Genomic DNA, 13365 nt, shown 5'->3' on the forward strand with positions numbered 1-13365 from the left:
AAATGGCTTGTGCTAAAGGCACAGGCCATTTTATTTTACATACTAACTATTCTTTTCTTAATGCCCTTTACCCAATAATCATTCTTTCCTTCGGGTAATTAAATTTCGCAGGATCTTTTTTACGACGGAATACTAAAAGGAACGTGAGAATACCGACCCGTCCAATAAACATTAATATCATCAATATTATTTTACTGAATGTGGTTAAGTCATCCGTAACCCCCAGGGATAACCCCACTGTTCCGAAAGCAGAAGTAACTTCAAAAATAAGCGCATCTAATGAATACGGCTCTAAATAACTAAGTATCATAACAGAAGAAAATACAACCATTATTGCAAAAAAAGTTACGGTCACCGCTTTATTTAAATCTACCTCGTAGACCTCTCTGTGAAAAATTTTAACACTTCTTCCGCCACGGATAAACGTAAATAGAAAAATCAGAACCAGCGCAAAGGTCGTTGTCCGGATTCCTCCTCCGGCACTGCTTGGAGATGCCCCAATAAACATCCATGCAGACATAAATAAATGATTGGTATCTGATAATAAAGTTAAGTCCATTGTTGCCAATCCGCCGCTTCTTGTGGTAACAGACTGAAACAACGCATAAAAAAAGGATTCATGCCAGGCAACACCTTTAAAAAATCCATTTATATCAAACAAATAAATTCCAATCGCACCAACCAAAACCAAGCTAAAAAAAGTTACTGACGTCAGCTTCGTAAACAAACTAAAATGAAATTGGTTTTTTAACTTTCTTTTATGCAAAAGATATTCCTTTATCTCTATGATGACCGGATACCCGATAGCACCAATGATAATAAGCACCATACTGATTATTTGAACAAAATAATCAGATTGAAAAGGAATCATGGAATGCCCCGTAATATCAAAACCTCCATTTGTCACCGAACTAATAACCATGAAAAAACCTTGCAGAAATGCTTCTCCTAAGGAATCATAATACCTCATAAAATAGACGCCTAATATAATAAAGAAAACTGCTTCAACCGCCAGCAGCAAGAATATAATATTCTTGATTAACTGTACCATGCCGTTAAAATGCGTTTGATTCTGGTCGGTCATAATCATGCTTCTTTCTTTAAAGCCTATCCGTTTCCCTAAAATCACCCAGAGTATCGTACCAATTGCCATAATCCCTACTGCTCCAATCTGCATCATCAGAGCTAAAAAAATAATTCCTGTGGTACTCAATGAATCCGCAATGGAAATAGTACTTAATCCCGTTACACTAATCGCACTGACAGCTGTAAAAACGATATCGATAAAAGGAATATCAATACCGGACTTATGCGAAACAGGTAAAGATAGCAATATAGTCGATAACGCTATCGCAGCCATATAATAAATCAATAGCATTTGAAATGGAGAACGCCGGGTGGACGTCTCAAATTTTTTTCGTTCTTTATTCATTGTTTTTCCCTTCTTCTTATCATGTGCATACTGTTTGTACATGTGCAAATAGTACGCTGAAAAGGACCACTCAGCTTAGGGCACAGCGTGTTGCGATGGTTTCTGCGCTGCCCGCACGTCGCGGGACTTTTTGGGAGAAGCTCCTTTTCCTGACATATCATTTTTTATTGGATTTTGTGAACATCCTCTAATAAATTTCTTTGAATTTTTGAATTAACTCCTCTCCCTCATAACCATCCTCTACAAGCGCAGTTAATAGCTGCTCCACATCTTTCTTTTGTTTATCAATAATTTTCCCCATCAGCATTACATTCATTTGTTCTCCGATTTCATGCATCTCTGTCATCTTTGTTATAAATGAAGCAGGTTCATTGCTCTCTTTTGTAATGGTTGCTTGCACCATCAGTTCTTCATGTTTTTTTTCCTCAAAATAATTCCAGTAATTACGATTAATAAATCCTTCAATCAACCATGTATCATAATCATCTTCCCGATTAATAATGAGACCGTCAATCAGCTCCACTTCTGTTCCTTCTAATCCTTTATCATAATCTAAAACAACTAATTTACGCAGTTTAAATGTTTTCAAACACATCGCCCTCCAGTATATGTATCTTTTGGTTTTTACTGTTCTCACCCGCCGGTTGCTGCCCATGTTATTATAAAGATTTATATTGCCTTTATAATAACATAATTTCTTTACGCCATTCATTGTATAAGAGCAAGTTTCTTGGAACCGATGTAAATCCCATGATACACTTACTATCGAGTATTGTCTTCAAAATAAATCATTATAATAACTTATGGAACAGTATAGACGAAGAGGAGGAACCCGTATGAATCAAGTCATTGAAACATTAATGAATCATCGCTCTATTCGAAAATTTTCAGATAAACCCTTAAACAACGTTCAAATAAGAACAATTGTAGAAAGTGCACAACGTGCCTCCACCTCCAGTAATGTGATGGCCTACAGTATCATCGGTGTATCGGACCAGGACCTCAAGGAAAAACTCTACGACATTTCGGGACATAAGCATGTAAAGAAAAATGGTCATCTGCTTATTTTTTGTGCGGATTTGCACCGTCTTGAACAACTGGATGGAATCGAACATACCGAAAATCTGGAAAGCACTGAACAATTTATAGTAGGAACAATCGATGCCGCTTTAGCTGCTCAAAATGCTGTCGTTTCTGCTGAATCATTGGGACTGGGAATCTGTTTCTTAGGAAGCCTTCGTAATGATATTCAGGCTTTCAACGATGTTCTGGAATTACCGGATCATGTGGTTCCATTGTTCGGCCTGGCGATTGGCTATCCGGCAGAAATACCGGATATCAAACCACGTTTGCCGTTTCCGGCAATTTATCACGAAAATCGGTATATTCCTTTTGACAAACAAAAACACTTTATTCAGGAATACGATCAGACCATGAAAGATTATTATGAATCGCGAACTTCAAATAACAAACAGGAAACATGGACAGAACAAATGAGCAAAAAATATAAAAAACCGACGCGCATGGATGTAGGTCCGTTTGTAAAATCAAAAAACCTAAATAAACAATAAATAAAATTTAATATTTGGATAAGCAGCCTGCTGCTGTGATATAGATAAAAAACGACAGATATCTTCTGTCGTTTTTTATGTTTACGTTCATTATCCTTCTAACATAAACACGGTTCCCGTTATTTACTTCCCCTCCCGTCATCTGCTTTTACACATCTTCATCGCTTTCTGCTACCTTGTCTATTTAGGTTTTGGAAATTGTTTACAAGCATAAAAAATAATTATTTCATCAAAATAATAAGTGCAAGATATGAAAAGGAGTGAGGAAGATGACAGTAGGCACACAAGTTCAACAAACTGTAGCAGGTTTAAAAAGTGCGCAGGCGAGTCTGGAGCAATTTGCTCTTCAAACAGATAATAAACAGGCAAAACAGCTATATAAAAATGCAGCACAACAAACGCAGGGTATTTTAGATCAATTAGAACCAAGGATGCAACAAATTACGCAGGAAGAGCCTCAATACAAACAGTAATAAGATATGTCAGCAAACACAGGCAAACAGGGGGACTGTCTGGTCCTCCGAACTACATATTTCGTTACAGAACAGGATGTGAATATATGCGAAATAAAAAAATGGCCCTGCTGCTCCTCTTTATTCTTTTTTTAGCCGGATGTAATCATCAGAATGAATCTTCTTATTCAGAAAATCCAAATATAAAGCATTTATCCACCAATTCCTCTCAGGATCCCGCAACACAGGCAAAGGAATTGCTGATTGATAAAGATGATATTACTGCTGTTCACGCAGTAAATACAGAGGATACAATGCTCGTCACTATCGAAATTCCTCATCATGAGCGTTTTTCGCTGCAAGATAAAACAGAAGCCTATCAAAAAGAGTTAAAACAGCATTTTCCTGATTTTACGATAGAATTATCGACGGATAAAAAAATTATCCTTGAAACCTCAAAATTAGAACAAAAAATGGCAGAACAAACATTAACAGAAAAAGAAATCAAGAAAAAAATGAAGGAAATCATCCATCTATCCAAGGAACAGACGTGATATTTCATTACGAGCTGTCTTCCTTTATTTCATGTAATAACCTGAAAAGGAGTGCTATCCATGGGAGATAAAAAGAAACAAAAGCTACAGCCAAATCAGCAGCGCTACCAAGCTTTTCAACAAAAGCGGGAAACCAAGCGACCTGTATTTCAAAATTGCATCAAAGCTTTTCTTATAGGCGGATTTATCTGTTTCATCGGACAGCTCATCTCTACTTTCTATATTTATCAATTTAATTTCACAGAGAAAACAGCTGGAAATCCGACGATTGCTACATTGATTTTTATTACGATGCTGCTAACCGGCTTTGGAGTTTATGACCGTATCGCGCAATTTGCAGGGGCAGGTTCTGCAGTGCCGGTAACAGGCTTCGGAAATGCAGTTATTTCTTCAGCAATCGAATATCGTTCGGAAGGATTTATTCTCGGCGTAGGAAGCAATATGCTTAAACTTGCCGGACCGGTAATTGTTTACGGTGTTTTTTCTGCATTTATCGTAGCCATTATTAAAACCATACTTACACAATGGGGGGGATTCTAATGCTGAAAGGACATCAATCATGGATTTTTGAAAATCGGCCGGCGATTCTTTCTACAGGGACAATCGGCGGACCATTTGAAGCAAAGGGAAACATTCCCGAAGCATTCGATACGCTTCATGAGGATATGTGGCTCAATCAGGATTCCTGGGAAAAAGCCCAGCAAAAAATGCTGGAGGAAGCGATACAGACTACGTTAAAAAAAGCCCGCATCGAAAAAGAAAATATTGAATTTTTGATTGCCGGCGACTTAATCAATCAAATGACGCCGACCAGCTTTGCAGCAAGTACAAGCAGCATTCCTTTTTTAGGAGCTTTCAGCGCTTGTGCTACCTCGATGGAAAGTCTGGCACTAGCAGCTTCTATTATAAATGCAAAGGGAGCAAATTATATTCTTTGTGCCGCTTCCAGTCATAACGCAGCGACAGAAAAACAATTTCGCTATCCGACAGAATACGGCGGGCAAAAACCTCCAACCTCTCAGTGGACAGTTACCGGAGCCGGCTGTGCGCTTGTTGCTCAGAACGGAACAGGACCGGCTGTTACTTCGGCGACGATTGGAAAAGTAGCTGATATGGGGATGACAGATCCATTTAATATGGGGGGCGCGATGGCTATCGCTGCTGCAGATACGATTGAAGCACATCTGCGGGACCTGCAGATAGATCCGTCTTATTATGATTTAATCATCACTGGCGACCTGGGACATGTCGGCAGAGAGGTTTCTTTTGATTTATTGCGTGACAGAAATATTCCGATTGAATCAGAAAAATATGTGGATTGCGGGATTACAATTTACCGCGAAGATCAGCCAGTTCTTGCTGGAGGCAGTGGTGCAGCCTGCTCTGCTATCGTGACATATGGCCATTATCTTCAAGAAGTCATCAAAGGGAATTTACAGCGAATTCTTGTGGTGGCAACCGGGTCTTTGCATTCAACCTTGAGCATTCAGCAGAAAGCTCCTATCCCATGTATTGCACATGCAGTGTCAATCGAAGCAAGAGGTGAACAACTATGATTTTTTTCTGGGCATTTGTAATAGGAGGACTTATCTGCGTTATCGGACAAATTATGTTTGATGTATTTAAGCTATCTCCTGCACATACATTATCTATTCTGGTTATTGCTGGAGCGATTTTGGATGGACTCGGCTGGTATGAACCGCTTATTGATTTTGCAGGAGCAGGCGCTACCGTTCCTATCACAAGCTTTGGGAACTCTTTAGTTCATGGAGCTATGCAGGAAGCGGATAAACACGGATTAATCGGTGTCGTAACTGGAATGTTTGAGGTTACAAGTGCTGGTATTTCAGCCGCCATTATATTCGGTGTCATCGGCGCCATGATATTCAAACCAAAAGGATAGGAAGATGTTTTATGACAGTAGGATCACAGGTAAAGACGTGCTACGCTACATTAAAATCCATTGAAGCAGGATTAGATTTATTATACGCCGCCTCCATGGAACAGGATTTAAAAGCCGCGATTGAAGAAGCCTCGCAGCTAATCAAAGAAACACGCCATGATATACACCAGCAGGTTATTCATATCGACAAACAAGAACCGCAATATAAGTCATAAGGAGGGAAAATCATGCCTGAATGGATATCCATTATTATTCGCTCCATTATTTTAATCACCGTCTTATTTTTCTTTGTAAAGTGGCTGGGCGCAAAGCAATTATCGCAGCTCAATATATTTGAAACCATTTCGGGAATCGTACTCGGGGGGATTGCCGCCTTCCATACAGTGGATCCGTATAATAGCTTTTATTATGCATTATTAGCGATGTTTGTCTGGTTTATTGCTGCCTTCACCATTGAAAAATTATCGTTAAAAAGCAAACGGATGCGAGATTTCACGGATGGGAAAAGTACTGTTTTTATACAAAACGGAAAAATTATGGAGGAAAACTTAAAAAAAGAAGGCTATTCTACCGATGATTTATTGGAAAAGCTTCGAAATAATAATCAATTTCTCGTTTCCGATGTTGAATTTGCCGTATTAGAGCCAACCGGAGAATTAAATGTTTTGCCTAAAAAGGAAAACCAGCCCGTCACTTTAAAGGACTTAAATATCACTCCAGCACCCGCTAAAGAGCCGCAAACGGTTATTGCTGACGGCAATATACTGCTGGAGCCTCTGGCTAATGCTTCCTTAAACCCGACGTGGCTGGAAGCAGAGTTAGAAAAACAAAATGTTACCATAGATAATGTGTTTCTTGGTCAAGTAGACCATCAGGGGCAATTATTTCTTGATCTCTATGATGACCATATCACCGTTCCTGAGCCGGCACAGTCTGCTCTGCTATTAGCCAGCATGAAAAAATGCCAGGCAGATTTAGAGCTGTTTGCCTTAGCTACCGATAATCCTGCATCCAAGGAAGTATATGACCGGAACCAAAAACGGATGCAAGAAGCGGTCAACCGGATGGAGCCCTATTTAAAAGCATGAATACCGTTCTGATGCCCGCTTTTCCTTTGACCGGTGCCAATACAATATAAAGCAGAGAGCCTTTTATAGCACATCAGCGCTTGTCAGTCTCTCTGCTTTTATCCTTCATCAATTTGCTGCTTCTTCCTATAGGAATTCTTTTTTGAATATCCTCTTTAAGAAATACGAATAATTACCTTTCCAAACTGTTTTCCTTCATCTAAATAACTAAATGCTTCCACACTTTGATCTAAGGAAAAAACACGGTCAACAACGGGATGCAATTGGTATTTCTCTGCATGTTCTAACGCAGCCATAAGTTCTTCCCGGCACCCCATTGTAGAACCAATCAGCTTGTATTGTCCATAGAAGAAAGCGCGTAAATCAAAATCAATAACATCCTCTGTTGTCGCTCCGAATGTAACAAATTTACCGCCTTTTTTCAAAATGGCTAAAGAACGTTGGAAGGTTGCTTTTCCGTTACTATCAATAACCATATCAATGGTTTCATTGCTTAATTTCTCTTCCCAATCATCTGCCGTATCTATTACTACATCTGCACCGAGCTCTCGTGCTTTTTCTCTTTTCTGTTCACTTCTTGAAGTTGTAATTACCCGAGCTCCGATATTTTTGGCAAATGCAATCAAATAAGTCGCAACACCGCCGCCTGCTCCGGGAATAAATACCGTTTCTCTTTTTTCGAGTTCCCCTTTAGTAAACATTGCCCGATACGCTGTTAATGCAGCTAACGGAAAGGCCGCCGCTTCCTCCCAGTTCATATATGCCGGTTTTGGTTCTACCTGATCTTCAGAAATCACAATTTTTTCAGCAAACGTACCATGATCTGGCATGCCTAAAATATCAAATTCTTTCGGCGGAGCCTCACTGTTTCGTACCCAGCGTAAAGCCGGATTGATAATTACTTCATCGCCAATTTTTACATCGTTGACATTTTTGCCTACCTCTTCAATGATTCCCGCTCCATCTGAGCCAAGAATCAATGCTTCTTCCGTTTCTTTACGACGGTTCGGAATAGCTAAATCTCTCCGGTTAAGCCCTGCTGCTTTCAATTTTACAACAACTTCTGATCCTCCCGGCCTTTGGAGCTCCATCTCTTTCATATGCAAGCTTCCATTTTCATGTACTAGTGCTCTCATCCGCTAATACCTCCTTCAAATAAGCTCCCATTTGCTTCAATTGGTTACGGTTTGTGATGTCTTCAGAAAAAAAGGGGATATACAAAATCGTTTGAGCAGAAAAATCCAGGGCGATACGTTCTAAATAGATTTTTTCATTTTGTTTCCGTTTTTCAAAAAAACCGCCGCCGGTCTCCTCTGGCAACACTTTATTGACAATAATGTAAGGAACGGCGATCTGAAATTTCTCCAGGAGATGAATTGCTTTTTTTGTTTCCGCTATTGGTAATTTCTCCGGATTCAAAACAAATAGGAAGGTTGTTGCCTGCTTATCCAATAGAATTTCTCTTGCCTTGGTAAACCGCTGTTTTCTTTCTTGTAATGTATCGTAAATAGGATCATCTACGGCTTGTCCATCGTTTAGCAATTGCGAATATTGTGTATTCGTTTTTTTCCTTTTATTTAATAGACCTTCAATCCAAATTCCCATTAATTCTGGAAGAGATAACAACCGAATTGTATGACCTGTTGGAGCCGTATCAAATACTAGTTTATCAAACCTGGCCCCTTCTTCCAAAATAATTGATATGAGTTTATCAAATAAGGCAGCTTCATCAGCTCCCGGCGAGGCTTTTGCTGTGTCTAATTGCCGGTGTACCTCTTCCATCATCTGAACATGGACAACCCCCTGAATGTTCTCTTTAACCTTTTGAATATACGCGTCTGTTTCTTTTTCAGAATCAATTTCCAGCGCATATAGATTTTTTTCAATATAGGTAGTATTTCCACCGATCTGCTGCTGAAAAATATCGCTTATATTGTGAGCTGGATCCGTTGAAATGAGTAAGGTACGATAGCCTTTTTCCGCATATCCCGTTGCCAAAGCAGCTGCCGAGCTGGATTTCCCGACGCCGCCTTTTCCTCCCACAAAAATAATCCGGTTATTATCTCCAAGCATCCTTTCTCTCCTCCTTCCAATGTATGGCCAGCATGCCCGCCCAATTTTTTAACAGCAGCGAATCCCATTAAGCGGTGATTTATCCATTCCCATTCGCAAATGCCAATCATGAAAGGATTCAATGATATATGGATATAATTCCAACGTATAATAATAAACGGGGTTTGGTATTCCTACCATTTCAGAATATAGAAGCAGCAAGAAAAAATCATCTTCGTTTCTTAATTCTCTGGCTACTTCTGTTTTATGCGGTAAGCTGATTACTTCCTCATAATAGTGTATCAACTGTTTTAACCTGTCTGTGAACATTTTCCCGCCCCTCCCGGCTGTAATTTGAACCTCCCTGCATATCTTTTGAAGAAGATATGCAGGGAAGTAAAATCAGTCTTTATTTAACGGATCTTCTACTTTTTTCATCAGTTCTGAAAAGGAGGTCAGAGCTATCCAAATTGCAAACACAAAGATAATAGAGCCCAGAACAAACAATAGCATATTCGAACCTGTTCCCATCCACGACCATTCAAAGACAACCTGCTGGAACATCGCAAACAAGGTCATAAAGATCAGGAATATCATCGGGATGAGTGCAACCATATAGTTACTTCCTTTTCGTTTTAGCCAAATAGCAATTAAGAATAAACTAATGGCAGCCAGTAATTGATTGGCAGTTCCAAATAATGGCCAGATGAGGTAGCCGCCTGATCCGAAACCATTTGGCCCTTCAGGTATTAACACAAGCGCCGCACTGGAAAGCACAGCAATCGTTGTCGCTACATGTGTTTTCGTTAATGGCTGGATTTTATATTCAATCCCTAACTCTGCAATAATGTACCGCATCAAGCGTACCGAGGTATCTAATGTCGTCGCAGCAAAGCTGACAACGATAATCGATACGATTGTCGTTGCTATATCTGCCGGAATTCCCAGTCCCTGCGCTAATGTTGCCGCTCCTTCAATAAACGTTCCAAGACCAATGGCATTCGCTTCATTAAAAGAAGTATAGGCTTGTGAAAACGCATCGGTATTTGCAAAGAAGGTTCCTACTGCAATGATGGAAACCAGGGCCAGAATGCCTTCTCCCACTGCCCCAAAGTAACCTACAAAACGCGCATCGGTTTCTTTATCCAGCTGTTTAGAAGAAGTTCCTGAAGATACTAATCCGTGAAACCCGGAAATAGCACCGCAAGCAATCGTAATAAACAGGAGCGGAAGAAAGCTTCTATCCGGACTTTCATTTACTGCAGGAGCTGTCATACTTGGAGACGTGAAAAGCAATCCCAAATAAAGGATAGCCAGTCCGACAACTAATTGATGCGAATTAATGAAATCTCTCGGCTGCAGTAATTTCCATACCGGGAGCGTAGACGCAATATATACATATACCATCAAAATAACAATCCATATCAGGAACGCTGTTGAAACAGAGCCCAGGCCGAATAAACCGGTACCATTCTCTCCTCCCATATACCCGACTAAATCAATTTGAAGAAAACCGACTCTGCTTGCCATAATAGCCGCTGCATACATGATGACTAATGCAATAACAGAGGGAAGGAGCATTTTTACATTCCGTTTATATGCTGCATAACCAATCCAAATAGCTAACGGAATTTGAATAAAAACCGGAAATACACTCGCAGGATAACTAATAAATAAATTGGAAATAACCCATGCAAACACCGCATTTACCATCAATACGAGAATAAGAATAATGAATAAAAATAATAGCTTTGCCCTTCTCCCGACTAAGCGATCTGCAATTGTTCCAATAGAATACCCCTTATTTCGGACAGATAAAGCCAATGTGCCAAAATCATGGACACCAGCTGCAAAAATGGTCCCTAAAACAACCCACAAAAAAGCCGGAAGCCAGCCCCAATAAATAGCAATCGCCGGTCCTAGGATAGGGGCAGCACCTGCTACAGATGTAAAATGATGTCCCCACAAAACAAATTTATTGGTCGGAACATAGTCCACACCATCCTTGAAACGGTGCGCCGGAGTAACATAATTCGGGTCTAATCGAAATATTTTCTCTGCAACAAACTTGGAATAATACCGATAGCCCAAAATAAATACAACAATCCCTATGAGAGCTATTAAAATTGCATTCATGTAAAACTTCCCCTCCTTTTATTTTTTGTAAGCGCTTAACTTTTTTATCAAAAACCCCCTTTATGGATTTTTCACAAGCTTAACATATTCACATTATATTTAAAAAATTTCAAATAATACCATTGAAAAACAGCTAAAAAATTGTATGAGTCAGAATGAACAACCCTAACCCATACAATTATATTTTCTCTTCCATTAAAATATGATTAACGCAGCAAGCGTCGCTATAAATAGCCCCAGTATGACCGGAAAAAAGTTTTTCCTGACTAGTTCCATTGCTGAAACACCACAAAATCCTGCAACAGCAATAAGGGATGACCATGCAATTAATGCCCCTCCGCCAGTCCAAATTGCTCCAAGCTGGCCTATTGCTGCTAATGTGCTTGCATCGATGGAAGCAGATTCTAAGGAGGCAGCTAATGCTCCCGTTAATGGCAAGCCGGAAAAGCCAGATCCGTCCAGCCCTGTGATAATCCCTACAATTAATAAGCTAAAAGCAACAAACACCGTGCTTTCCGGAAGAAAGGCCTGGATGGATGAAATGATATCGAATAAAAAGGATGGCGCTTCTTCTACAAGTAATATTTCCCGTGAAAATTCCGCATTTCCTAAAAAGAAAAATCCTGCAATCGGAATAACTGGCCCCATTGCCCTAAAGGCAAATACAAATCCATTGGTGATATGATTCCCCACATAATCTAACGCATTTTGCTTTCCAAATACAGCCGTAGCCAATAATAATAGAATCACTGCCACTCCGCCAACGAAGGCAGCTCCTTCTCCGCCGACCAAATCACTGGAGCCAAAAAATTTACTGTACAGCATATATCCGACGACGGATAATAAAACAATTGGCACCAGCCAGGCAAACGCGCGACTCCACTTGTTCAAATGCTTCAAAGCTGCCTTATGGCCGGAAGAATCATAATCTTGAATTTGTTCTGCTTCTGTCTGATTTCTAGGGTCTTCTTTTGAACGAATCGATTTTCTGTAAAATAAATAAGCTAATACAGAAGCAATCACACCGGTAATAATAGATAAAACCAGTGCCCGATCAGCAACTGCAGAGGTTTCTACACCCGCTGCTGCTGCAGAGAGAGCTGGTGCAACCTGAACAATATAGTCAGAGGATAATGCCATCCCCTGGCCTGCTATTGTAATAGCAACTGCCGCTGTAATCGCCGGCAGCCCAGAACGTATCGCTGCCGGGACGAGTAAAGCACAAATAAGCGGGACAGCTGGCGTCGGCCAGAAAAATAAAGAAACTACATACGTCACAGCGATTAAAACAAAGTAAGATAAATGTCCATTGACCATGACCTTTTGAATTGGCTGAATCATCAGTATATCCGCTTTCAAATCTTTTAAGGCATTTAATAGCGCAAGCATAAAAGTAATAATCAAAAAGATACTAAAAAGCTCACGCGCCGCGACTAAATTAGCGTTAAAAATAGCCATAAATCCGCTGACTATACTTCCTTTATAAAAGCAGGCAATAACAAATGTTCCTAATAGGCTGGGAAGAACAATCCCTCTCCGGAAAATCATTGTTATTAAAATAAGCAAAGTAAAAAATCCATACAGTAAATGCGGGATAGTTAAACTCATTTCATTCAGATCCTCTCCTTCATTATGTATAGTAGCCTATGCAATAATGAAGGGAGCGGGTACAAAATAATAACGGACGGAAAAGGCATTTTAGCTCATAATAAAAACCAAGATGATCACTTTGTCTCTAAAACTTGGTGTTCTTGCCGGAGCGGCTGTTTTCAGCTATTTTTAAAAACATTCTTATTCATTAACTCAACTTTCGCACCTAAGAATAAGCAAATAAATCTTGCTATTCCAAGATGAACATGTTCTTCATTATCATACTTGCAATATCCGGCCTTTTTGGAATTGGTGATGGTGCATAGCTCCTGCAACCAACCACTCCGCTTTCTGACGTACAAATGTTTTCGATGGGACGAGTAATCGCAGCAATGTTGTCAGGTTAATGCGACCGCTGCGACGGGTTATGGTGGGGTGAGTAATCGCAACCCCATGAAACCCGTTGTAGCGGTAGCTATTAATTTCAATTTATATAGATAGGTTTTATTACTATCTGTATCAAAATTAATAAAATTCACTAACCTAACAACATTGGTAATCGCAGTCCCAGGTGAAGGCCTCGGACA

15 protein-coding genes are annotated in these 13365 nt (G+C 39.9%); 8 read left to right on the forward strand and 7 right to left on the reverse strand.

Going from position 1 to position 13365, the window contains the following annotated elements:
- Positions 1–67 precede the first annotated feature (67 nt).
- Together MKY65_RS16055 and MKY65_RS16060 are read right to left on the reverse strand one after the other, a co-directional pair.
- Positions 68–1432 carry a TrkH family potassium uptake protein gene (locus MKY65_RS16055; protein ID WP_339178498.1) on the reverse strand — a complete coding sequence of 455 codons (1365 nt, stop codon included), beginning with the start codon at positions 1430–1432 and terminating at the stop codon, positions 68–70.
- A 187-nt stretch (positions 1433–1619) separates the two neighbouring features.
- Positions 1620–2021, reverse strand: coding sequence for a YwpF family protein (locus MKY65_RS16060; protein ID WP_339178501.1), 402 nt, complete (start codon positions 2019–2021; stop codon positions 1620–1622).
- Positions 2022–2268: 247 nt separating this feature from the next.
- On the opposite strand from MKY65_RS16060, the gene nfsA reads away from it, so the two are divergent.
- The 8 genes from nfsA (at position 2269) to MKY65_RS16100 (ending at position 7000) form a co-directional block, all read left to right on the forward strand.
- Complete coding sequence (gene nfsA, locus MKY65_RS16065) at positions 2269–3003, forward strand: oxygen-insensitive NADPH nitroreductase (RefSeq protein ID WP_339178503.1); 735 nt, start codon at positions 2269–2271, stop codon at positions 3001–3003.
- 269 nt (positions 3004–3272) lie between these two features.
- On the forward strand, positions 3273–3476 hold the full coding sequence (locus tag MKY65_RS16070; RefSeq protein ID WP_042535315.1) for a DUF1657 domain-containing protein: 204 nt from the start codon (positions 3273–3275) through the stop codon (positions 3474–3476).
- Positions 3477–3562: 86 nt separating this feature from the next.
- Entirely contained in the window at positions 3563–4009 is a 447-nt protein-coding gene (locus tag MKY65_RS16075) for a hypothetical protein (protein ID WP_339178507.1), read from the forward strand.
- A gap of 60 nt (positions 4010–4069) precedes the next feature.
- On the forward strand, positions 4070–4549 hold the full coding sequence (gene spoVAC / locus MKY65_RS16080) for a stage V sporulation protein AC (RefSeq protein WP_339178509.1): 480 nt from the start codon (positions 4070–4072) through the stop codon (positions 4547–4549).
- Positions 4549–5565 carry a stage V sporulation protein AD gene (gene spoVAD, locus MKY65_RS16085; RefSeq protein WP_339178511.1) on the forward strand — a complete coding sequence of 339 codons (1017 nt, stop codon included), beginning with the start codon at positions 4549–4551 and terminating at the stop codon, positions 5563–5565. Before spoVAC ends, spoVAD begins: the two co-directional genes overlap by 1 nt.
- The gene (spoVAE, locus tag MKY65_RS16090) at positions 5562–5912 is read left to right on the forward strand and encodes a stage V sporulation protein AE (RefSeq protein ID WP_042535322.1); all 351 of its coding nucleotides are present in this window, start codon (positions 5562–5564) and stop codon (positions 5910–5912) included. Before spoVAD ends, spoVAE begins: the two co-directional genes overlap by 4 nt.
- Before the next feature lie 11 nt (positions 5913–5923).
- Positions 5924–6127 (forward strand): DUF1657 domain-containing protein, encoded by a 204-nt coding sequence (locus tag MKY65_RS16095; protein ID WP_042535324.1) that lies wholly within the window; start codon positions 5924–5926, stop codon positions 6125–6127.
- 12 nt (positions 6128–6139) lie between these two features.
- A complete protein-coding gene (locus MKY65_RS16100) occupies positions 6140–7000 on the forward strand; it encodes a DUF421 domain-containing protein (protein WP_339178514.1) in 861 nt (286 codons plus the stop codon).
- A 155-nt stretch (positions 7001–7155) separates the two neighbouring features.
- Here the strand turns inward: MKY65_RS16100 and MKY65_RS16105 are convergent, their stop codons facing one another.
- The 5 genes from MKY65_RS16105 to MKY65_RS16125 form a co-directional block, all read right to left on the reverse strand.
- A complete protein-coding gene (locus MKY65_RS16105; protein ID WP_339178516.1) occupies positions 7156–8136 on the reverse strand; it encodes a zinc-binding dehydrogenase in 981 nt (326 codons plus the stop codon).
- Complete coding sequence (locus MKY65_RS16110; RefSeq protein ID WP_339178518.1) at positions 8117–9073, reverse strand: ArsA family ATPase; 957 nt, start codon at positions 9071–9073, stop codon at positions 8117–8119. Before MKY65_RS16110 ends, MKY65_RS16105 begins: the two co-directional genes overlap by 20 nt.
- A 48-nt stretch (positions 9074–9121) precedes the next feature.
- Positions 9122–9382 carry a cory-CC-star protein gene (locus MKY65_RS16115; RefSeq protein ID WP_042535332.1) on the reverse strand — a complete coding sequence of 87 codons (261 nt, stop codon included), beginning with the start codon at positions 9380–9382 and terminating at the stop codon, positions 9122–9124.
- 72 nt (positions 9383–9454) lie between these two features.
- The gene (locus MKY65_RS16120; RefSeq protein WP_339178519.1) at positions 9455–11188 is read right to left on the reverse strand and encodes a carbon starvation protein A; all 1734 of its coding nucleotides are present in this window, start codon (positions 11186–11188) and stop codon (positions 9455–9457) included.
- Positions 11189–11383: 195 nt separating this feature from the next.
- Positions 11384–12796, reverse strand: a complete 1413-nt coding sequence (locus MKY65_RS16125) for a hypothetical protein (RefSeq protein WP_339178520.1) — start codon at positions 12794–12796, stop codon at positions 11384–11386.
- Between the last annotated feature and the right edge of the window lie 569 nt (positions 12797–13365).

This window comes from Oceanobacillus sp. FSL W7-1293 (assembly GCF_037969815.1).
GTDB lineage: Bacteria > Bacillota > Bacilli > Bacillales > Amphibacillaceae > Oceanobacillus > Oceanobacillus oncorhynchi.

Bases quoted from the DNA above. Each gene is read 5' to 3' on its own strand.
- MKY65_RS16055 (WP_339178498.1), bottom strand. From the start codon at position 1,432: ATGAATAAAGAACGAAAAAAATTTGAGACGTCCACCCGGCGTTCTCCA.
- MKY65_RS16105 (WP_339178516.1), bottom strand. From the start codon at position 8,136: ATGAGAGCACTAGTACATGAAAATGGAAGCTTGCATATGAAAGAGATG.
- spoVAC (WP_339178509.1), top strand. From the start codon at position 4,070: ATGGGAGATAAAAAGAAACAAAAGCTACAGCCAAATCAGCAGCGCTAC.
- MKY65_RS16125 (WP_339178520.1), bottom strand. From the start codon at position 12,796: ATGAGTTTAACTATCCCGCATTTACTGTATGGATTTTTTACTTTGCTT.
- spoVAE (WP_042535322.1), top strand. From the start codon at position 5,562: ATGATTTTTTTCTGGGCATTTGTAATAGGAGGACTTATCTGCGTTATC.
- MKY65_RS16070 (WP_042535315.1), top strand. From the start codon at position 3,273: ATGACAGTAGGCACACAAGTTCAACAAACTGTAGCAGGTTTAAAAAGT.
- MKY65_RS16095 (WP_042535324.1), top strand. From the start codon at position 5,924: ATGACAGTAGGATCACAGGTAAAGACGTGCTACGCTACATTAAAATCC.
- MKY65_RS16120 (WP_339178519.1), bottom strand. From the start codon at position 11,188: ATGAATGCAATTTTAATAGCTCTCATAGGGATTGTTGTATTTATTTTG.
- MKY65_RS16110 (WP_339178518.1), bottom strand. From the start codon at position 9,073: ATGCTTGGAGATAATAACCGGATTATTTTTGTGGGAGGAAAAGGCGGC.
- MKY65_RS16115 (WP_042535332.1), bottom strand. From the start codon at position 9,382: ATGTTCACAGACAGGTTAAAACAGTTGATACACTATTATGAGGAAGTA.
- nfsA (WP_339178503.1), top strand. From the start codon at position 2,269: ATGAATCAAGTCATTGAAACATTAATGAATCATCGCTCTATTCGAAAA.
- MKY65_RS16100 (WP_339178514.1), top strand. From the start codon at position 6,140: ATGCCTGAATGGATATCCATTATTATTCGCTCCATTATTTTAATCACC.
- MKY65_RS16075 (WP_339178507.1), top strand. From the start codon at position 3,563: ATGCGAAATAAAAAAATGGCCCTGCTGCTCCTCTTTATTCTTTTTTTA.
- spoVAD (WP_339178511.1), top strand. From the start codon at position 4,549: ATGCTGAAAGGACATCAATCATGGATTTTTGAAAATCGGCCGGCGATT.